Annotated in this window: 25 protein-coding genes; all 25 read left to right on the top strand. The window is 31.2% G+C overall.

Annotation, left to right across the window (positions count from 1 at the left end; genetic code table 11):
* Positions 1-9: 9 nt before the first annotated feature.
* The 25 genes from CLRAG_RS13185 (at position 10) to CLRAG_RS13065 (ending at position 21,149) form a co-directional block, all read left to right on the top strand.
* Positions 10-732, top strand: coding sequence for a hypothetical protein (locus CLRAG_RS13185; RefSeq protein WP_065078856.1), 723 nt, complete (start codon positions 10-12; stop codon positions 730-732).
* Between the two features lie 178 nt (positions 733-910).
* Positions 911-1,171, top strand: a complete 261-nt coding sequence (locus CLRAG_RS13180; protein ID WP_063556554.1) for a DUF4321 domain-containing protein — start codon at positions 911-913, stop codon at positions 1,169-1,171.
* Between the two features lie 11 nt (positions 1,172-1,182).
* Positions 1,183-1,761 carry a Maf-like protein gene (locus tag CLRAG_RS13175; protein WP_065078855.1) on the top strand — a complete coding sequence of 193 codons (579 nt, stop codon included), beginning with the start codon at positions 1,183-1,185 and terminating at the stop codon, positions 1,759-1,761.
* 14 nt (positions 1,762-1,775) lie between these two features.
* Entirely contained in the window at positions 1,776-2,468 is a 693-nt protein-coding gene (radC, locus tag CLRAG_RS13170; RefSeq protein WP_065078854.1) for a RadC family protein, read from the top strand.
* Positions 2,469-2,482: 14 nt separating this feature from the next.
* Positions 2,483-3,493, top strand: a complete 1,011-nt coding sequence (locus CLRAG_RS13165) for a rod shape-determining protein (protein WP_065078853.1) — start codon at positions 2,483-2,485, stop codon at positions 3,491-3,493.
* A 9-nt stretch (positions 3,494-3,502) separates the two neighbouring features.
* Positions 3,503-4,366, top strand: coding sequence for a rod shape-determining protein MreC (gene mreC / locus CLRAG_RS13160; RefSeq protein WP_065078852.1), 864 nt, complete (start codon positions 3,503-3,505; stop codon positions 4,364-4,366).
* Positions 4,367-4,378: 12 nt separating this feature from the next.
* Positions 4,379-4,870: a rod shape-determining protein MreD gene (gene mreD / locus CLRAG_RS13155; protein ID WP_065078851.1), complete on the top strand. Its 492-nt coding sequence runs from the start codon at positions 4,379-4,381 to the stop codon at positions 4,868-4,870.
* An 18-nt stretch (positions 4,871-4,888) separates the two neighbouring features.
* Positions 4,889-7,573: a penicillin-binding transpeptidase domain-containing protein gene (locus CLRAG_RS13150; protein WP_065078850.1), complete on the top strand. Its 2,685-nt coding sequence runs from the start codon at positions 4,889-4,891 to the stop codon at positions 7,571-7,573.
* Between the two features lie 184 nt (positions 7,574-7,757).
* On the top strand, positions 7,758-8,390 hold the full coding sequence (minC, locus tag CLRAG_RS13145; protein ID WP_065078849.1) for a septum site-determining protein MinC: 633 nt from the start codon (positions 7,758-7,760) through the stop codon (positions 8,388-8,390).
* A gap of 234 nt (positions 8,391-8,624) precedes the next feature.
* Complete coding sequence (minD, locus tag CLRAG_RS13140) at positions 8,625-9,422, top strand: septum site-determining protein MinD (protein WP_065078848.1); 798 nt, start codon at positions 8,625-8,627, stop codon at positions 9,420-9,422.
* 14 nt (positions 9,423-9,436) lie between these two features.
* Complete coding sequence (gene minE, locus CLRAG_RS13135; protein ID WP_013237398.1) at positions 9,437-9,703, top strand: cell division topological specificity factor MinE; 267 nt, start codon at positions 9,437-9,439, stop codon at positions 9,701-9,703.
* 77 nt (positions 9,704-9,780) lie between these two features.
* Positions 9,781-10,902 carry a rod shape-determining protein RodA gene (gene rodA / locus CLRAG_RS13130; protein ID WP_065078847.1) on the top strand — a complete coding sequence of 374 codons (1,122 nt, stop codon included), beginning with the start codon at positions 9,781-9,783 and terminating at the stop codon, positions 10,900-10,902.
* A 12-nt stretch (positions 10,903-10,914) separates the two neighbouring features.
* The gene (gene mgsA / locus CLRAG_RS13125; protein ID WP_065078846.1) at positions 10,915-11,286 is read left to right on the top strand and encodes a methylglyoxal synthase; all 372 of its coding nucleotides are present in this window, start codon (positions 10,915-10,917) and stop codon (positions 11,284-11,286) included.
* 273 nt (positions 11,287-11,559) lie between these two features.
* The gene (locus tag CLRAG_RS13120) at positions 11,560-11,922 is read left to right on the top strand and encodes an endopeptidase (protein ID WP_065078845.1); all 363 of its coding nucleotides are present in this window, start codon (positions 11,560-11,562) and stop codon (positions 11,920-11,922) included.
* An 18-nt stretch (positions 11,923-11,940) separates the two neighbouring features.
* A complete protein-coding gene (locus CLRAG_RS13115) occupies positions 11,941-12,792 on the top strand; it encodes a M50 family metallopeptidase (protein ID WP_065078844.1) in 852 nt (283 codons plus the stop codon).
* 123 nt (positions 12,793-12,915) lie between these two features.
* A complete protein-coding gene (locus CLRAG_RS13110) occupies positions 12,916-14,769 on the top strand; it encodes a TIGR03960 family B12-binding radical SAM protein (RefSeq protein WP_065078843.1) in 1,854 nt (617 codons plus the stop codon).
* Positions 14,738-15,454 (top strand): TIGR03936 family radical SAM-associated protein, encoded by a 717-nt coding sequence (locus CLRAG_RS13105; RefSeq protein ID WP_065078842.1) that lies wholly within the window; start codon positions 14,738-14,740, stop codon positions 15,452-15,454. Before CLRAG_RS13110 ends, CLRAG_RS13105 begins: the two co-directional genes overlap by 32 nt.
* A 24-nt stretch (positions 15,455-15,478) precedes the next feature.
* Complete coding sequence (locus tag CLRAG_RS13100; protein WP_065078841.1) at positions 15,479-16,918, top strand: ribonuclease E/G; 1,440 nt, start codon at positions 15,479-15,481, stop codon at positions 16,916-16,918.
* A 133-nt stretch (positions 16,919-17,051) separates the two neighbouring features.
* Positions 17,052-17,366: a 50S ribosomal protein L21 gene (gene rplU, locus CLRAG_RS13095; RefSeq protein ID WP_013237406.1), complete on the top strand. Its 315-nt coding sequence runs from the start codon at positions 17,052-17,054 to the stop codon at positions 17,364-17,366.
* A 2-nt stretch (positions 17,367-17,368) separates the two neighbouring features.
* Positions 17,369-17,695: a ribosomal-processing cysteine protease Prp gene (locus tag CLRAG_RS13090; RefSeq protein ID WP_065078840.1), complete on the top strand. Its 327-nt coding sequence runs from the start codon at positions 17,369-17,371 to the stop codon at positions 17,693-17,695.
* A gap of 4 nt (positions 17,696-17,699) precedes the next feature.
* Positions 17,700-18,002 (top strand): 50S ribosomal protein L27, encoded by a 303-nt coding sequence (gene rpmA, locus CLRAG_RS13085; protein ID WP_013237408.1) that lies wholly within the window; start codon positions 17,700-17,702, stop codon positions 18,000-18,002.
* A 170-nt stretch (positions 18,003-18,172) separates the two neighbouring features.
* Positions 18,173-19,447: a GTPase ObgE gene (gene obgE, locus CLRAG_RS13080; protein WP_065078839.1), complete on the top strand. Its 1,275-nt coding sequence runs from the start codon at positions 18,173-18,175 to the stop codon at positions 19,445-19,447.
* 26 nt (positions 19,448-19,473) lie between these two features.
* Positions 19,474-20,085 carry a nicotinate-nucleotide adenylyltransferase gene (nadD, locus tag CLRAG_RS13075; RefSeq protein ID WP_065078838.1) on the top strand — a complete coding sequence of 204 codons (612 nt, stop codon included), beginning with the start codon at positions 19,474-19,476 and terminating at the stop codon, positions 20,083-20,085.
* A gap of 29 nt (positions 20,086-20,114) precedes the next feature.
* Complete coding sequence (gene yqeK, locus CLRAG_RS13070) at positions 20,115-20,690, top strand: bis(5'-nucleosyl)-tetraphosphatase (symmetrical) YqeK (protein ID WP_065078837.1); 576 nt, start codon at positions 20,115-20,117, stop codon at positions 20,688-20,690.
* Positions 20,691-20,768: 78 nt separating this feature from the next.
* Positions 20,769-21,149, top strand: coding sequence for a RidA family protein (locus CLRAG_RS13065; RefSeq protein WP_065078836.1), 381 nt, complete (start codon positions 20,769-20,771; stop codon positions 21,147-21,149).
* Positions 21,150-21,611: the final 462 nt, after the last annotated feature.

The raw sequence follows: 21,611 nt of genomic DNA, 5'->3' as shown, positions 1-21,611 counted from the left end.
GGTGAAAAAATGAAGTACACGCGATATGATTTAAAAAGAGAGAAAAGTACTAAGCCTTTTGTGTTTTTTACGTGTATAATACTTGCGGCTGCATTTATATTGGGAACTTTTATATTTAAAGTGGTATTTAGAACATCAGGAAATTTAAATGACAATGCGGCCAATACTGTATCTCAAAATAAAGTTGAAAATACTTCTAATAAGAGCAGTTCCGCTGTAGATGGTAAAGCTACTAAATTTATAGCTGTACAAGGTGGAATTTACAAAGATAAAAATAACGCAGCAGAGGAAAAAAGTTTGTTAACTAAATATGGATTTCCTTTTTCTGTACAGGATTCAGATAAGACGAGGGTATTTTTAGGCGTGTTTCAAGAGGATGTTGGAGAGAAAATGATGAAATCTCTTACAGACCAAAAAGTAGACAATTCAAAAATGGCATTTACAATAAAGAGGGATGATCTGTGTAATGTTGAAATAGCGGAAATAATAAATGCAAACTTAGAGATACTAAATAAGCTTTCAGAACAGGATGTAAAATCTATACAAACAGATGAATTAAAAAAATGGTGTTCTTCTTTAAAGAGTAAAAAAATGGAAGATGGCAATAATAAATTAGTTTTAAAAGATTTAACGGAATATGTAAGTAAACTTCCTAAAGAAATAACGAAGGATAAAGCTGAAGAAAATTATATTTATATATTTAATATATTAAAAAAAGTGAAATCTAATTAATTCTATATTGTTAAGATAATCGATTATAATATAAGGGCAAGTACGGGGACATTTACACCAATACTTGTCATTTTTATGTTTAATTAAAAAATTTTTTTGAACAATAATATATGTACTTGTTTATGCTTTTATTAAATGATAAACTATATAAGATATAATATTAAGGTAGGGGATTTTTGTGAGAGGGGCTGAAAAAGGTAAGAGCTTTTTATGGTTTCTTATAATTTTAGGAGCTATATGTGGAAGCCTTGTAGGAGATGCTATTGGGAATAATTTTAGTTTTCTAAACTTTTTTAAAAATTCTTATTCTGTGGGGATGACCGAACCAGTTGTATTAAATCTTAAGGTTGTAGTATTGACTTTAGGAGTAAAGTTTAGTATAAACATTATGACTATAATTGGTATAATTGTGGCTATAATACTATATAGAAGGTATTAGGAAGTGATGACATGAAGATTGTATTGGCTTCGGCTTCCAGTAGGCGAAAGGAACTTTTAAAGAGATTAACAGGAAATTTTGAAGTTATGGTAAGTGATTTTGATGAAAATTCTGTTGAATTTGATGGAAATTGTGGTTCTTATGTTATGGAGCTAGCTGAAGGTAAGGCTAAAAATGTGTGTTCAAAGTTGAAAGACAGTAGTTCTATAATAATAGGATGTGATACAATAGTATTTTTTAAAGAAAAGATACTTGGAAAACCAGGTAGTATAGACGAAGGTTTTCATATGCTGAAGTCCTTAAGCGGAAATGAGCATAAGGTATATTCAGGCATAGCAATTATAGATAAATCTTCAAATAAAATAATTAAGGACTTTGTGTGTACTCGTGTAATATTTTCTAAAATAGACGATAAACGCATAAAGGAGTATTTAAAAACAGAAGAATATAAAGATAAAGCAGGTGCCTATGGCATTCAAGGTCGTGGAGGAATTTTTGTAAGAGAAATCCATGGATGTTATTATAATGTAGTAGGATTACCTTTAAATAAGTTGTATAATATGTTAAGTGAGATGGGGTTAAATCTATAATAAGGAGTTTTTAAATGAATGAATTAGTAAAAATTATGGATTTACCACAAAATGAAAGACCTAGGGAGAGGTTATTCAGATATGGACCAGAAGTTCTTTCTAATTCAGAACTTTTGGCAATAATACTTGGTTCAGGTACAAAAAAAGAAAATATAATATCTTTAAGTAGCAGGATTATAAAAGACAATGGAGGACTAAATGGAATTTTTAATTCTAATTTAGAAGATCTTATGAATATTAGGGGCATTGGAAAGGCAAAATCTGCTAAAATATTTGCTGTGGTGGAATTGGCAAAGAGATTCAAATCCTATAGGGATGGTGATGATTATAAGATATGCGATCCAGGAGATGCAGCAATGCTTGTCATGGAAGAAATGAAAGGATTGAAGCAGGAATATTTTAAAGTTATTATGTTGAATACAAAAAATATAGTTATAGGCATTAGAGATGTATTTATAGGAAGTTTAAATTCTGCGCTGGTACATCCAAGGGAAGTATTTTACTATGCTATAAAGAAAAATAGTGCATCTATAATTGTGTGCCATAACCATCCTTCAGGAGATCCATCACCTAGTAATGAGGATATAAATATAACACATAGATTAAAAGAATGCGGTGAACTTTTAGGCATACAGCTATTAGATCATCTTATAATAGGAAACGAAATATATGTTAGTTTAAAACAAAAAGGAATTTTTGGATATTGAAAGGAGTAATATAAATGGGATTTTTTGGAATGTCAAGAGACATGGGAATTGATTTAGGAACAGCTAATACACTCATATATGTTAAAGGAAAGGGAATAGTACTTAGAGAGCCTTCTGTAGTTGCTATAAACAATGATGTAAAGAAGGTAATGGCAATAGGTAATGAAGCAAAAGAAATGATAGGAAGAACTCCTGGTAATATTGTGGCTATAAGACCATTAAAAGATGGTGTTATTGCTGATTTTGATGTTACTCATACTATGCTTAGAAAATTTATAGAAAAAGTAAGTCCTAAGTCAGCATTTACTAGCCCTAGGATATTTGTATGTTTTCCATCTGGAGTTACTGAAGTTGAAAAAAGGGCAATAGAAGAGGCAACAAAACATGCAGGCGCAAGGGACGTGCTTTTAATGGAAGAACCTATGGCAGCTGCTATTGGTGCAGGACTTCCAGTAAATGAACCAACAGGAAGTATGATTGTAGATATAGGTGGAGGTACTACAGAAGTAGCTATAATATCACTTGGAGGAATTGTTACAAGCAAATCTTTAAGAATTGCTGGTGATGAGTTAGATCAGGCTATAATAGGCTACATAAAGAAAGAATACAATTTAATGATAGGTGAAAGAACTGCGGAAAATGTAAAAATTGAATTAGGTTCAGCTTTTGATATAGGCGAAGAAAATTCTATGGAGATAAGAGGAAGAGACTTAATATCAGGGTTACCTAAGGTTATAAATATAACAGAAGGTGAAATTAGAGAAGCTCTTAAGGAACCTGTAGTAGCAATAATTGATGCTATAAAAACTACCCTTGAAAAGACACCACCAGAACTTGCATCAGATATAATGGACAAAGGAATTATGCTTGCAGGTGGTGGAGCAATGCTTAGAGGATTGGATCAGTTAATAAATCAAGAAACACATATGCCTGTTCATATAGCTGAAGCACCTCTTGATTGTGTTGCACTAGGCGCTGGAAAAGCTCTTGATACTATTGATAAAATAGTAGCTAGTAGAAAATAGTGACGTATTATGAGATTTTTGAGAAATAAACTTGTATTAGCTATAATAGTACTTTCAATTATTTTTTTAGCTTTGATCTCTTTTAGTATCAAGGGTAATAGCAACTCAATTGTAAGAAATGGCATAGGTGTTACTTTTAATTCTTTTCAAGGAGGATTATACAAGGTCAATAATAGTATAAAAAATTCTCTGAGTTTTATAATAAACTTTTCTAGGGTAAAAAGTGAAAATGAAGAATTGAAGAAGGAAAATAGTTCATTAAAAAATAAATTAGTAGAATATAATTCACTTAAAAATGATAATTCCCAGCTAAGAAAAGAGCTGAATTTTAAAAGCCAAAAATCGGAATATGATTATATAGGCTGTGACGTAATAGGCAGAAGTAGTGATGGAATTTTAAATGAATTTGCAATAAATAGAGGCAGTAAGGACGGTATAAAAAAGCAGATGGTTGCAGTTACTGCAGATGGGTTGGTGGGACAGGTTGTCCATGTGGAAAGCAATTGGTCTATAGTACAGTCTCTGGCTAATGAAAATTTAGCAGTAGGTGGAACTATTGAAGGTGCTGCATCAGATGCAAATGATGTGACAAATAGTGGTATGGTAAAAGGATACAGTGATAGTAATAATCAATTTTTAGCAAAGTTATATTATCTTCCACAGGAATCTACTATAAAAAAGGGAGATGTTATCTTAACATCAGGAATTAATAATTCATATCCTAGAGGAATAAGAATTGGAACTGTAATAAGTGTAGAGGATGATAAGGGAAAAGTAATGAAAAATGCTTTGATAAAACCTTATGTGAATTTTGATAAGCTTCAGGAGCTACTTATTGTAGTGCCTCAAGACAAAACGGATATAAAATACTAGGGTGGATGTAAAATGAAAAAATTATTAGTATTAGTTCTATTATCAGTTCTGCTATTTATTTTGGATAATTCACTGATGCCTTTTTTTGCGGTAAAGAGTTTTTATCCAGGGTTACTTATAATATTTGTAATTTGCTATTCTATTGTAAATGGAACGTGGGAAGGTATGTGGCTTGGAGTATTTGCAGGGTTGCTTCAGGATATATACTTTTCATATGGGTTTGGAATAAACTCGTTTACAAATATGATAGTATGTGTAATTGCAGGTATTGTAGGAAATAGTATATTTAGAAAAAGAAGACTTATTCCTGTCATTTCTTGTTTTTTACTTGTCTTATTTAAGGGCTTGTTAATAATGGGTATTCTATACTCATGTGGAGTGTATGTGAATATAAAAAATGTATTTTTTACAGGAATTTATGATATGATTTTGTGTATCTTTATGTATAAGCCAATATATAATCTTTGTAGTAAAGATTATATGGAAGCTAAGTGGAAATTTTAAAGGTGGAGATGATATTTTTTGAAAGAGAAGAAGCATTCTAATATTACAAGATATACTGTACTAGCAGTTATTATGGTAGCTATTTTTGCAACTATTACTGGAAGACTTCTCTTTCTTCAAGTAGTAAAGGGCCAGGAATATAAAGAGCAGTCCAATAATAAATCTTTGACAGAAATACAGGAAGCGGCACCAAGAGGAAAAATTTTGGACAAGAATGGTAATATTTTAGCTACTAGTAACCAAAGTTATGTGCTCATATACAATCAAACGGATGAAAATGATAAGACCTTCTTCCCTACTATGAGTAAAGTATTTAAGATATTAGATGAGAGTGGGGAAAGTCAGAAGGATGATTTTGAACTTAAGATAAATCCTTATAGGTTTGAATTTAGAAGTGATGATGAACAAACTAGAAAAAATCTTGAAATTAAGTTTAAAAGGGATAGAGGATTAAATGACGAAATAGAAAAGAAAATTAAAAGCAAAAATAAAAATATATCTGAGGATGATTTGAAGAGTCTAGTGAATAAAGAATTACTAAAAATAACTCCAGAGGATACTTTCAAAAAACTTATTGCCAAGTACAAAATAAGTAGTACATATTCTTTGGAAGATCAGAGAAGATATATGATTATTAAGGATACTTTAAAAATGCAGAGTTATTCTGGGTATAAACCTGTAACAGTTGCAAGTAATATAAAGAAGGATACTGCCTTTAAATTTTTACAAATGTCAAATGAACTTCCTGGGATAGATGTAGATACCCAGCCTATAAGATATTATCCTAATAATGAATTAGGATCTAGTTTTATAGGATATATATCTAAAATATCTTCTGACTATGATAAATACAAGGAAAAAGGTTACGATGTAAGTAGTGATTACGTAGGTCAGTCAGGTATAGAAGGTGCACTTGAAGATAGATTGAAAGGGTCAAAGGGAGGAAAAATAGTAAAGCTGAATAAAAATGGGAAAATAGTTCAAGAATTAGGAACAAGAGACTCTTACCCAGGTCAAACAGTTCAGCTAACAGTGGATTCCAAAGTTCAAAAAGCAGCAGAAGATGCACTCGATACTACTATGGCAAGTCTCAGATCTAATCCTTACGGGCAGCAGAGATCTGATACTACCAATGCAACTAGAGGGGCAGCAGTGGTACTTGATGTGAATACGGGAGCTGTACTTGCCATGGCCAGCAGACCAGGATATGATCCAAATATGTTTGCAGTTCCTGGAATGATTTCTCAAGATTTATATAGGCAATATTTCAATCCGGATTTAGGAGCTTTTGGGAAGGAATATATAGAAAAGAGAAATATAACTTCAAATTTTCCAGGAGAGACAGAAGATCAGGTGCTAAATACATTATTTCCACTTGATACAAGTATAAAAAATAACACTACTATAAGACAAGATGTTTATGACATATATCCAAAACCGTTTTATAATTATGCTACTCAATCTTTAATACCTCCGGGTTCTACATTCAAGCCAATGACTGCTATTGCAGGTCTTGAAAGCCAAGTAATAAATCCAGGCTTTTGTGTAGATGATACGGGACAGTTTGATCAGGGTGGAAAAATTGTAAAGTTTATATTGGATGGTCCAAAAGGAGTAGTGGATTTGGCGAAGGCTCTACAAGTATCCAGTAATCCTTATTTTATGACTGTAGGTAAGCGCATTCGCGATGCTATTGGAGACGATGGACTTGCTAAATATGCCTGGAAGTTTGGTTTGGGCGTTCCTGTAAATAGTGATGTAAAAGCATCCACTGGGATAGAGATTCCAGAAAAGTTTGGGCAGGTATACAATACAGTATCAAATAAAAATACCTATGCCAGTACTTATTTATGGCAAACTATGGCTGATCTTAGAGATGGCCAGGATGATAAGGGTCATAAGGTAGTTTCAGTTAATCTATATGATAATAGCAGTGATTCAAGCAAGGTAAAGCAAATTAAAAATGATATCAAAACTTTGATAAAGAATTCTGTAAAAGATGGAAAGAGTGCTTTTGATAAAGCAAAATATAAAGAATTATTTTCTGAACTTGTAAAGGAAGATCCTAATAACAAAAAGGATATAAGTGATGAGAAGATGGATGATTTGATTGATGTCATATATAGCATAACTGTTTCAGATGCAAATGCTCAGTTAAAGGTACCGGCTAATATAGAAAATGCTGCTATAGGACAGGGACTTAACCAGTTTACTCCTCTTCAGATGGCAAATTATATTGCTACTCTTGTGAATGGTGGAACTAGATATAAAGTACATTTGGTAGACAAATATTTAAATTCTAATGGAGGAATTATTGAGCAGGTTAAACCGGAAGTCATACAGAAAACTGGAATTAATCAAGAAACTGTAGAAGCCATTAAAGCTGGAATGGGATCAGTTAATGAAGGAGGTACTGCAGCGCAGGTATTTAATGGATTCCCTATATCTACAGGAGGAAAAACCGGTACTGCAAGTTTAGGAAATCAGGAACAAATAGGAAGAACAGACTATTCTGAATATGTTGGATTTGCGCCTCTTGATAAACCTGAAATAGCAGTATGTGTAGTTCTATTTGATGGTGGTCAAGGAGGATATGGTGCAGCTACTGTAACAAGAGATATTTTTTCATCATATTTTACTGAAACAGGACGCATAACTACTAGTACATCTACTAGTACAAATACTCAACAAAACAGTAATTAGAATCTAGAATTTGCGAATAGAAGGGGCTATTCGCAAATTTTATATGATAATAATTTTAATTAGAATTTAGCTTAAATAAGAATTTCAAGAACAAGTATTATATTAAAAAATAAAATTGGAAATTAGGAAGGATTTACGTAAAGGGTGTTGAAATAGTATATGAGGTGACTTATGGAGGCTAATTATGAGGAATAATAATATAATAATTAAGGGCAATAGAGATGGAATAAATATAATTATAAATAATAATGGTTTTAAAGATTTTGATGAAATGCTTGAAAGTTTAATTAAAAGGCTCTCAACTGGGAAAATGTTTTATAAGGGATGCACTCTAAAAATAACAACGGAATTAAAGAGTGTAAATGAAAAGCAATTTAATAAACTTAAAAATATATTGTTTGAAAAATTTCTCATAAAGGATTGTATATTTGAGGACAGCAGTGAAAAACCAAGCAAAGTATTTTCGGGAATTTACGAAGGAAGAACTAAATTTTTGCATAGGACGGTTAGAAGTGGTCAAATAGTAAATTATTCGGGAAATATAGTTGTAATTGGAGATGTAAATGCAGGTTCTGAAATATATGCAGGGGGGAATATAATAGTTTTTGGAGCACTTCATGGATATGCCCATGCTGGATTTGGGGGAAATTCAAAAGCTATAGTTGCTTCAATTTGTTTGCAGCCGGAAATGCTTCAAATTGCAGACATAGTTACCAGATCACCAGAGGATAATATTAAACCCCAGTATCCAGAAGTAGCTAAGATTAGGGAAAATATAATAATAGTAGAACCCTATTTGCCAAATAAGTTTATTTGATATCTCATAGTTAGTAAGAACTTCAGCTTCATTTTGTGCTGAAGTTCTTTGTTAGTAACCTTAAAGCTATATAATTGGTATAAATTGTACTGAATAATATTCTGGATTATTCTTGTTATGTCTAGTATAATATTCTATAGATGGTTTTATTGCTTAGATGATTATAGTTAATTGTATACGTTCATATATCAAGGGAGATTTACCTAATAAATTTATTTGATGGAGGTAGTATAGATGGGAGAAGCAATTGTAGTAACATCAGGCAAAGGTGGAGTTGGAAAAACTACTACTACGGCAAATATAGGTACTGCATTAGCTGCTTTGAATAAAAGTGTAGTAGTAGTAGATGGAGATACAGGACTTAGAAATTTAGATGTTCTTATGGGACTTGAAAATAGAATTGTATTTACTATACTTGATGTAGTAGAAGACAAGTGTAGGTTAAAGCAGGCTCTTATAAAGGATAAAAGATTACCAAACTTGTATCTTTTGCCTACAGCACAAACAAGAGATAAAGATGATATAAGTACCCAAGATATGCTAAATTTAATTGAAGAATTAAAAAGTGAATATGACTACGTAATTATAGATTGTCCTGCAGGAATTGAGCATGGATTTGAAAATGCAATAGTAGGGGCAGATAGGGCATTAGTTGTAGTAAATCCTGAAGTTACTTCGGTTAGAGATTCTGACAGAGTCGTTGGAAAGTTAGATGCTAAGGGAATTGAAAAGCATCAACTTATAGTAAACAGAATAAATTATGAAATGACTAAAAATGGGGATATGCTGGATGTAAATGACATATTAGACAGTTTGGCTATAGAACTTATAGGAGTAGTGCCGGATGACAGAAATATAACTATTTCTACGAATAAGGGTGAACCTATAGTATTGACCAGTGGATCATTATCAGGACAAGCATTTAGAAATATAGCTAAAAGAATAACGGGAGAAAAAGTGCCTCTTATGGATTTGAATACTAGCCATGAAGGATTATTTTCGTCAATAAAGAAACTATTTGGTATTAAATAAGGGGGTAGTGGGGAATGGACTTGTTTAAGATGTTCTCTAGGCAATCTTCCAAGGATGTAGCTAAAGAAAGATTGAGATTAATACTAATACACGACAGATGTGATATGTCAAAGGAAGTATTAGACAATATAAAGGATGATATACTTAAAGTACTTTCAAAGTATATGGAGATAGATCGTTCTGAAATAGATGTAAAAATGACAAATTCAGAGGAATTAACGGGAAATTCAGCAGCACTTGTGGCCAGTATACCTATAAAAAAGGTTAAGTATAATAAATAGGCTATGTATAAATTATGCATAGCTTTTTTATGTTCCTGTGTTATAATCATTATAGTTGCATTGGAGGGATATATAAAATGCTTGAAAAATTTGTCATAAACAGGAAACTTTTAAGGGAATTTGATTTTCCTATACTAATTACTGCCATAATTATATGTATCTTTGGAAGTTTAAATATTTATAGTGCCTCCCATATGAGTGATGGAACTCATTTTTTAAAATCGCAGCTTATTTATACGGCTGTAGGGCTTGTACTAACTTATTTTATACTTCTAGTAGATTATTCTGTGATAAAAGGTTATGTTGGTATAATATACTGGTTTGGTGTGTTTCTACTTATAATAAATTGTATACCGGCATTTCAGTCTACAGTTAATGGAGCTTCATCATGGATTAAAATCGGTCCTGTTAGCATGCAGCCTTCTGAATTTGCAAAAATAGGAATTATATTAATGATTGCAAAAAAACTAGAGGATATGGAAGGAAACATAAACAATGTAAAAAATTTTATCAAGCTTATGATTTATCCACTTATTCCTATGGCTCTAATTGTAAAGCAGCCTGACATGGGAATGACAATGGTATGTTTTTTTGCAGTTCTTGGAATAGTTTTTATTGCAAAATTGGATTTAAGAGTATTAATAGGAGGACTTTTAGCATTAACTATTTTAATAGTTATAGCTTTAAATACACCTATTATAGAAGAATATCAAAAAATGAGAATTATATCCCTATTTAGTCCCGAAAAATATCAAATGTCTTATTCACTTCAAGTTACTCAATCACAAATAGGAATTGGTTCAGGTGGAATTTGGGGAAAAGGATTCTTAAAAGGAACCCAGATATCAGGAGGATATGTACCAGAGGCACATACAGATTTTATATTTTCTGTAGTTGGAGAAGAATGGGGACTTGTTGGGGCTTTAGCTTTGATAGTATTTTATGTTATTATACTTTATAGATTTATAAAAATATCAAGGGAAGCTAAAGATATTTTTGGATCTATAGTATGTGTAGGAATAGCCTCAATGATGTTATTTTCAATTTTTCAAAATGTAGGTATGACTATAGGATTACTTCCTATAACAGGTATAACATTGCCTTTTATGAGTTATGGTGGAAGTTCACTGCTTGCAGCATTTATAGAAATAGCCTTAATTTTGAACATAGGTATGAGAAGGAAAAAAATTAATTTTTAAGGGGGAATTTATATGAAAATTGCTTTTATAGCACATGATAAAAAGAAAGATGATATAGTAGATTTTGTAAAAAGATATAGAGATGTTTTTGAAGGCCATGAGATTTTTGCTACAGGAACTACAGGAAAACTTATAAATGAGATGACAGGTCTAAAAGTTAATAGATTTCTTTCAGGACCTTTAGGTGGGGACCAGGAAATAGGAAGTAAAGTGGCACAGGGAGAAATGGATATAGTTATTTTTTTAAGAGATCCTTTAACTTCACAACCACATGAACCAGATATTGCTGCATTGCTTAGAATCTGTGATGTTCACTGTGTTCCTCTAGCTACTAATCTAGGTTCTGCAGAAGTTTTTGTAAAAGCACTAAAGTCACATAATTAATAGACAAGCTATATTTTTTTAGTTAATAGTTAAGAATGAAGAATTAATAGTTAATGTGGATTCTTTTACGTTACATTTAAAACATAGGCTATTGGAGCTTTGCTTCAATAGCCTATGTTTTAGATTTTTTGAAGTGTTAACGGAAAAAAATCATCCATAACTATTAATTCTTAACTATTAATTTTTAATTATTGAAAGTATGCTTAAGTAATAAATAGGTCGCCCCTTAAATATATATAATTATGTGTATCATTTTAAATGGGGGAATCTATATTGGGAAATTATGATTCGGAATACCAAAATTATTATAATTCTTTAAAAGGAAGAGCCAATTATTCACCGCACCATGATAGAATGAGAAGTAGTGGGGGTTTCTTTTTTCAAAAGAGTAATTATTTGGTCAAGAGAATTATAAGGGATCTAATAGGAGTTTTAGTGTTATTTGCATTCGTTATAGTTTGTAAAATTATACAGACTCCACAGACTAAAAGTGTATATAGTTATTCTAAGGAAATTGTGGATGAAAATTATGATTATAGCAAAATAGAAACTCAACTCAAAAATATAAATATAAATGATATTAAAAACGGGGCTGAAAATGTAATGAATCGAATTAGAGTAAATGAAGAAGAATAAATTTTAAGAGGTATTTCTGTGATTAAAATAAGTAAATATTTTATACCATATGTGATATTCCTGATTTTCATAGGGTATAAAGGGAAACTTATTTATACTTTTATTATAGTTTTTTTCCATGAAATGGTTCATTATTTAGTTGCTAGATATTATAAATTTTCTGGGTTTGACATAGAATTTATAGCAATAGGGACAGTTATAAAACTTAAGGATCTAGATGAAGCATTTCCACGAGAGGATTTAATAATTTCAATTTCTGGTCCTGCAGCTAATTTAATCTTTAGTGCAGTTTTTTATTTTGCATATAAAAATTTTTATTTAAGCATTTTCTATATGCTCTTCTCTATAAATTTAGCTATAGGATTATTTAATTTAATACCGGCTTTTCCTTTGGATGGGGGAAGAATATTGAGAAGTATTCTAAACTTAAAAATGACTTATAGAAAAGCAAATAGAATTATGATAATAACAAGTATATTTATTGGAATAGCACTTATGTTTATGTACATTCTCTTATTTTTAAATGGATATAGCAATTTTAGTATAGGAATAATAGGGATATTTATAGTTACTACTTCTTTAAGGGAAAATGAAAGGATATCATATATAATTATGGGTGATATAATTAGAAAAAGATATAAATTTATAAAGAGAGGTTATATTGAAAATAGAACTTTATCAATACACTATAGACAGGATTTGCTTACAGCTATGGGGTTGTTTGATAAGAATAAGTATAATACATTTATGGTCTTAGATGATGAGATGAATTTAATGGATACAATATATGAAGAAGAGATTATAGAAGGGTTGAAGTTATATGGAAATATAACTCTAGAAAAATTTATTGAAATATTAAATGATAAATAATACTTTTTAACCTAAGGAAGGAGCAAGATTGTATAGATTTTGTCTTTGCCTTAGGTTTATATATTTTAAATTATTTTTGGTTATGCTAAAATATAGGAATGATACCTAAGAGGAGGATTTTTAATGAATAGAATTTCTGATGATATATTATTTAAAGTGGAAAAACCTGCCCGCTATATTGGAGGGGAAATGAATTCCTATGTAAAAAATAAAGATGAAGTAGATATTAGATATGCATTTTGCTTTCCGGATGTATATGAAGTTGGAATGTCATACCTTGGTATGAAAATACTTTACTACATACTAAATGAAAGAAAAGATACTTATTGTGAAAGAGTATTTGCACCTTGGCCTGATATGGAAGAACTTATGAGAAAAAATAATATATCACTTTATGGACTTGAGAGCAAAGATCCTATAAAGAATTTTGATTTTATAGGGTTCACTCTTCAATATGAAATGAGTTATACTAATATTTTAAATATGTTAAATTTGGCTGGACTTTCTGTTAGAGCTTCTGATAGAGGAGAAGAAGATCCTATAATTATGTGTGGAGGGCCTTGTGCCTATAACCCTGAGCCTCTCTTTGATATAGCAGATATGTTTGCTTTAGGTGAATCTGAGGAACAGATGAACGAGATTATGGATCTTTACAAAGAGTATAGAGGAAGAAAAAAAGAGTTCTTAAGGGCGGTGTGCCATATAGAGGGTATATATGTGCCTTCTCTTTATGATGTAAACTATAATGAAGATGGAACCATAAGAGAATTTAAACCGCTTTATGATGATGTGCCACCTAAGATTACTAAAAGGATAATCAAAAATTTTAATGATGTGGAATATCCAGATAAAATTATAGTGCCTTATACAGATATAGTACATGATAGGATAACTCTTGAGACTTTTAGGGGATGTACTAGAGGTTGTAGGTTTTGTCAGGCAGGTATGATATACAGACCTGTAAGGGAGAAAAAAACATCTAAACTTTTAGAAACAGCAGATAAACTTATAAAAAGTACAGGATATTCAGAGGTATCACTTACTTCTTTGAGCATATGTGATTATTCAGATTTAAAAAATTTAGTTGTTAATTTTATAAATGAACATGAAAAAGACAAAGTGGGGTTATCCTTGCCTTCACTTAGAATAGATTCTTTTTCTGTAGGACTTATAAATGAAATACAAAAGGTTAGGAAAACTGGACTTACTTTTGCACCAGAGGCAGGAAGTCAGAGAATGAGAGATGTAATAAATAAGGGTGTTACAGAGAAAAATTTGATGGATTCTGTAAGCAGTGCTTTTGAGTCTGGATGGTCTACAATAAAGTTGTATTTTATGATAGGGCTTCCCTACGAAACTATGGAAGATGTAAAGGAAATTGCACATTTATCCCAAAAAGTAGTGGATGAATATTTCAAAGTACCTAAGGATAAAAGAAAAAAAGGATTAAAAGTAACAGTTAGTACTTCCATATTTGTACCAAAGCCTTTTACACCATTTCAGTGGACGGCTCAAATAAAAATGGAAGATGTTAAAGAAGAGATTAGAGAATTGAGATCTTCCATAAGCAGTAGACATATAGTATATAATTGGCATGAAAGTCCTTTAAGCTATTTGGAAGCTGTATTTGCAAGGGGAGATAGAAGGCTTTGTGAAGTACTTATTAAAGCTTACGAAAAAGGAGCTAAGTTTGATAGTTGGTCGGAGTATTTCAATTTTGATTTATGGGAAGAAGCTTTTAAAGAATGTAATGTAGATGGGGATTTTTATGCTTATAGAAATAGAAGTTATGAAGAAATACTTCCCTGGGATTTCATAGATATAGGAGTAAATAAGAAATTCCTAATAGAAGAAAATGAAAGAGCTAAAAAGGCTGAAGTAACTCCAGATTGTAGATTGGGATGTAAAAATTGTGGAGTTAATGTTAATTTAGGAGGTGAATGCTTTGAGGGCGCAGTATTTAATAAAGTTCAGTAAAAAACATAGTATAAGATTTATAGGGCACCTTGATTTATTGAGAACCATACAGAGGATGATAAAGAGATCAGAGCTTCCTGTAGAATATTCTAAGGGATTTAATCCACATATAAATATGTCTATAGCACAGCCTCTAGCTGTAGGAGTTTATTCCTGCGGAGAATATATGGACTTATATTTTGAAGAAGAAGTTTTAGAAGATCATATTAAAGAAAAATTAAATAAAAGTGCACCTAGTGGAATAGAAGTGTTAAGGGTAGATAAGGTAAAAAATGTAGAAAATAAAAAAGTGTTTAAATCCATGGCAGAAATAAATGCAGCTAAGTATATAATTAACATAAAATATAAAGATGTAAGTAAGCTTAAAGAAAATATGGAAAACTTAATGAAATGCCCAACTTGGAATACAATAAAGAAGACCAAGAAGGGAGAGAAAGAAGTAGATATAAAAAAGTTAGTAAAAAAATTGGACTATGATGTTTTTGAAAATAAGCTTAGATTAGAAACTGTGATAAGTTGTGGAAGTGTAGAAAATTTATCTCCAGAACTTTTATCAAGTTTTATACAAGACAATACGGAAAATGCTGATAAAGATTGTTTTATTGATATAATGAGAGAAGAAGTATATGGGAGAAGACAAAATAAGTTATTCCCATTATATGAGTATGTATCAGACTTATATTAACCTGAAGGAGAGGTGAACTATGGTTTGGAAGAAATATTTGTTGAAAGAAGTGTGGAAGGTTTTTTGAGAATTGCTATAAAGGATAATGGTATTCTAAAGGAATGCCACATTCAGGAAGAAAAGGGCAATGCTTACCCGGGAGAAGTGTACATAGGTGTAGTTAAAAATGTAGTACCAGCTATAAAATGTGCTTTTATAGATATAAACTGCAGGAGAAATGCCTATATGTATATGGATAGCAAATTTAGAAATCTTAACTTAAAAAAAGGTGAAAAAATTTTGGTACAGGTCACAAAGGAAGATTATGGAAGAAAAGGAGCTAAAGTTATCAAAATTATAAGCTTACCAGGTAAATATTGTGTTTTAAGTAATTTTAGCAAAGGCATGAAGTTTTCACAAAAAATACAGGATGAATCCTTTAAGAAGCTTATACTGGAGAAAATAAAAATACCATCAGGTATTGGGGTAATGATAAGAACCGATGCCCAGAATATTCCATCAGAATTTATAAACAAAGAAATACATAAGTTGAATGATATATATAATAAGTTAAAAAATAAAGCTCAGTATGCTCTAAAGCCTGAACTCATGTTTGATAGTGGGGGTGCACTTGGTGAAGTACTTAGAGATAGATTGTGGGACAGTAATTTAAAGATATATGTAAATAATGATGTGGATTATAAATATATAGAGGATTTTCTAAAGGGTGTATGCAATGTAAATGCACACCTAGAACTGTATACGGGTGAAAAAACTCTTCTGTCTCATTATAATATGGAACATGAAATATTAAATTTACGAGATAATAGAATAGAATTAAATTGTGGTGGATATATAGTTATAAATAAAACAGAAGCTATGTTTGTAATAGATGTTAATTCGGGTAAAAACATAAGAAATAATAAAATGGATAAAACAGTATTTATAACTAATTTGCAAGCGGCAGAAGAAATTGCAAGGCAAATAGTGCTTAAAAATTTAAGTGGAATAATATTAATAGATTTTATAGATATGGAGGATGAGGTAGATAAGAAAAAGGTTATGGACAAACTTAAAGCTGGTTTTTTAAATAGCAAAAGTAAGGTTGTTGTATACCCTTTTACAGAGTTAAATCTAGTGCAGATAGCTAGAAAAAGACAGGGTAAACCAATATATGATTATATAGAGGAAGATTGCAGGTACTGTGATGGAACAGGAAAAAAAATAAAACTATCTTATATGATGGTTCTCATAAGAAATGAAATTTCAAATATAAGTTGTGACAGGAATGTAAAAGATTTTCACATACAGATAGATGTATCTTATGAAAAGGATGTTAAAAATAATATGGATAGGTTCATAAAAGGCATAGGTGCTGGGGACAAGAGAATATATATTACTTATGAAAAGAAAGTATCTTATAAGATAGAACCACTTGAGTTTATGAGCCAGATAGAGCATCTGAAAGAGTTTAAAGTAAATTGAAAAAACTTTACAAACAATAACATATGTGTTAAAATGACATCTGTAGACCGCTCAAAAAAGGTTTTATAAATTATAGAAAGAATGGATTTTCTATATACCTTTTAGGCGAGACTGGATTGAGGAGGTGTTTTAAATGTATGCAGTTGTAGCTACTGGTGGAAAACAGTATAAGGTTTCAGAAGGAGACGTTATATATGTTGAAAAATTAGATGCTGAAGTTGATTCAACAGTTGAACTTGACAAAGTTTTAGTAGTAGGTAAAGATGACGCAGGTGTAGTTATTGGAAAACCTGTAGTTGAAGGAGCTAAAGTAAGTGCTAAAGTATTGGCACAGGGAAAAGCTAAAAAAGTTATAGTCTTCAAGTATAAGGCTAAAAAGGATTACAGAAAGAAGCAGGGACATAGACAGCCTTACACTAAATTACAAATTGAAAAAATTGATGCGTAATTATGATTGAAGCATTTTTTAAAAGGAAATCCTGTAATTTGGTTTCAGTTGTACTTAAAGGCCATGCAGAGTCAGTCAACCAGGGGTATGACATGGTGTGTAGTGCTGTTTCTGCCATATCTCAAACTACTGTAATAGGAATAACAGAAGTGTTAAAGCTTAAATTAAAGTACTCTATAAAGGATGGATTTTTAAGCTTTTCTTTAAAAGATATGAAAGAGGATGACATTTTAAAATGTCAGGTGCTTATGGAAACTATGTTACTTGGTTTGAAAAGTATTGAATTTAATTTTGGTGAATATATAAATGTAAAGGTAGAGGAGGTGTAATTTTATGTTAATTATGAATCTTCAACTATTTGCCCACAAAAAAGGAGTAGGTAGTTCAAGGAATGGTAGAGATAGTGAATCCAAGAGATTAGGTACTAAATCTGCTGATGGACAGTTTGTTTTAGCTGGAAACATATTAGTTAGACAGCGAGGAACAAAAATTCATCCTGGAACTAACGTTGGAAGAGGATCTGACGATACTTTATTTGCAAAGATAGATGGTGTAGTTAGATACGAAAGAGTAGGAAAGACTAAAAAGAAGGCCAGCGTATATCCTTTAAAGTTAGAAGAATTAGCAGCTGAATAGTATTATTAAGGCACCCTAATGAGGGTGCTTTTTTAAAATTCCTTATTTTAAGAAAAAAGTTGTATACTGAGGTTAGAGTGAATTACTTACTTATCTGTGGGAATAATAAAATTTAGAATAAAGTGATTTTTTAATTTAATATAATTAACTTTTGAAAGGAAGTGAGCGGCATGTTCGTAGATACAGCTAAAATATTTGTAACCTCTGGAGATGGTGGAGATGGATCCATTTCTTTTAGAAGGGAAAAGTATGTAGCCTTTGGAGGACCAGATGGTGGAGATGGTGGAAAAGGCGGAGATGTTATACTTGTAGCAGATACAGAAAGTACTACACTTTTGGATTTTGCATATAGGAAAAAATATCGTGCAGAAAAAGGTGAAAATGGAGCAGGATCTAAGTGTTTTGGAAGAAATGGAAAAGATCTTTACATAAAAGTACCTATGGGAACAGTTGTAAGGGATGTGAAAACGAATAAAATAATGGCAGATCTTGCCCATCCTGAAGACAAATGCATAGTTGCAAAAGGTGGAAGAGGCGGAAGAGGAAATGTGAGGTTTACAACTTCTGTAAGGCAGGCACCAGATTTTGCTGAGCCAGGAATGCCAGGAGAAGAAAGATATATATCATTGGAACTTAAGTTACTGGCGGATGTAGGACTTTTGGGATTTCCAAATGTAGGTAAATCTACTCTTTTGTCTATAGTGACTAAGGCTACACCTAAAATTGCAAATTACCATTTTACAACATTGTCCCCTAATCTAGGGGTAACTAATATTTCAGGAATAAAGAGTTTTGTAATAGCAGATATACCGGGTATAATAGAAGGTGCAGCAGAAGGAGTAGGTCTTGGAATTGAATTTTTAAGACATATCCAAAGGACAAGGCTTTTAATACATGTAGTAGATATATCAGGAATTGAAGGAAGAGATGCTTTCGATGACTTTACCAAAATAAATAAGGAATTAAAAAAGTACGATGTGAAACTCTGGGATAAACCTCAGATAATTGCTGCAAACAAATCAGATATGCTATATGACAATGAATTATTTGAAAACTTTAGAAAAAAAGTTGGCAAGTTAGGATATGACAGGGTATTTAAAATATCTGCAGCTACAGGACAGGGTGTTAAAGAACTTATGAAGGAAGCTGCTAGGATACTAGGTACTATACCTGTAGAAAATATTGAAATAAATGAAGAAGATAAATTTGTACCTGAAGAAAAGAAATTTACTTATACCATAAGAAAAGAAGAAAATACTTTTATAGTGGAAGGAAGCTTTGTTGATAGGTTACTTGGAAGCGTAAATGTAAATGATCCTGACGAATTACGATATTTTTATAAGGTACTTAAAAACAAAGGAGTTATGCAGGAATTAATGGATATGGGAATTAAAGATGGGGATGTAGTTAAGCTGAATGATTTTGAATTTGATTATGTAATGTAATAAAAAAATAAATGGAGAGAAAATAGATGGTTAAAAAAGCTATTTTTGGGGGAACATTTGATCCAATACACAATGGACATATACATATAGCTTATGAAACTTTATATAGATTGGGAGTAGATAATATTGTATTTATACCGACAGGTAATCCTCCCCACAAAGCGAACAAAGATGTAACAAGTGCTTTTTTGAGATACGAGATGGTAAAGGCAGCTGTAGGTACGGAAAGTAAATTCTCTGTAAGTAAATATGAAATAAATAAACCTAATTTAAGCTATACGTATAATACCTTAAAACATTTTAATAAAGCTGAAAGGAAAACCAAATGGTATTTCCTAACGGGAGTAGACTGTCTAATGGACATTGAAAATTGGAACAGGGTAGAGGATATATTTAAGTTGTGCCAATTTATAGTATTTAATAGGCCAGGGTTTCCAGATTTTACTGCACAAAACATAAAAGAACAGAAAGAAAAAGTAGAAAAAAAGTATTCTACTAAAATTATATATTTAGATGCTCCTCTATTTGATATTTCTTCTACAGATATACGAAAAAATATTAAAATGGGCAGAAATGTGAGTTATCTTCTTCCCGAGAGTGTTTATGACATTATTAAACAACATAATCTTTATAAATGAAATTAAATAATTTTTTGGAGTGATAAGGGATGTGGAGTGAAGAACAGATCAAAGAATATTTAAATGAGAAGCTGAAGAAAAACAGATATGAGCATAGTTTGAGTGTACAGGATACGGCAATAAAGTTAGCTGAATTTTATCATGCGGATGTTAAAAAGGCAAGTACAGCAGGACTTGTTCATGATTGTGCTAAGCACATGTCAAATGATGAAATGTTGTCTATGGCACATGAGAATCAGGTTCCTATAGATGAAGTAAGTGCATTAAATCCTCAACTTCTCCATGGAAATATTGCTGCAGTGATAGCAAAAAATGTTATGGGGATTTATGATGAGGAAATATTGAGTGCAGTAGCTTGTCATACTACAGGTAAGAAAGATATGAATCTTTTAGAAAAGATAGTGTATATTGCAGATTACATAGAGCCTTTAAGAAATTTTCCAGGAGTAGCAATACTTAGAGAAGAGGCGTTTACAGATCTAGATACTGCACTCTTAGATGCCTTTAATAATACTATAAAAGTTGTAATTGATAGGGGACAACTCTTGCATGTAAATACAATTAGCGGCAGAAATTATTTGGTTTTTAAAAAAGCTCATAAATAAATTCTAATTGTATGCGAATAAATACGCTATAATTAGTATATTAAAAATTTTAAGCTTATTTTAGGAGGTTTTTTTATAATGGAAAAAGAAATAATAAGCACAAAAAAAGCACCAGGGGCTGTAGGACCTTATTCTCAGGCTGTTAAGGTTGGAAACTTTTTATTCACATCAGGCCAAATTCCACTGGATCCATCTACAGGAGAATTAGTTTCAAGTGACATTAAAAAGGCAACAGAGAGATCACTTGAAAACATAAAAGCTTTACTAGAAGAAGCAGGAACATGTTTTGATAAAGTTATTAAGACTACCGTATATGTAAAAAATATGTCAGATTTTGCAGCTGTAAATGAAGTATATGCAAAATACTTTAAAAAGGATATGCCTGCAAGATCTTGTGTAGAAGTAAAGCTTCCAAAAGATGCATTGGTTGAAGTAGAAGTAATAGCATTAGTTGATTAATTGTAGAGTTTCTAGTTTGAAAGTTGATTTATACTAAGCAATATACTGACAAATTTCATCACGCTAAAAACTTTTAATAAGTCTAAAGTTCGGTATTTTGAAAATCTAAAGGAGATTATATAAACTCGTACCTCAGACATATATAAGCTCCTAAGATTTTCTAAAATACCTCGCTAAGACTTATGGAAAAGTTTTTAAATGTGATTTCAATTTTGTCAGTATATTTTATGTATAAGTTCAAATTTCAATTAGAACCACTATATATCATTAACCCTATAATTGAATGTTGAAAAAATATCCGGAGTATAAGTTGATTTTTAAGCTAGAAAATTTACATATAGGGTTTCTAACTAAAATATTAACTTATACAGAATAATTAAAATTCTTCTCCAAATACTAAATGTACGGAGAAAGGAGTTTTAATTATGGGAAGAAAATCATTTGAAATAGAATCACTGTATG

This window comes from Clostridium ragsdalei P11 (assembly GCF_001675165.1).
Taxonomy (GTDB): Bacteria; Bacillota; Clostridia; order Clostridiales; family Clostridiaceae; genus Clostridium_B; species Clostridium_B ragsdalei.
Note: the sequence above shows the minus strand (reverse complement) of the source record. Positions and strands in the feature narration are given on the sequence as shown.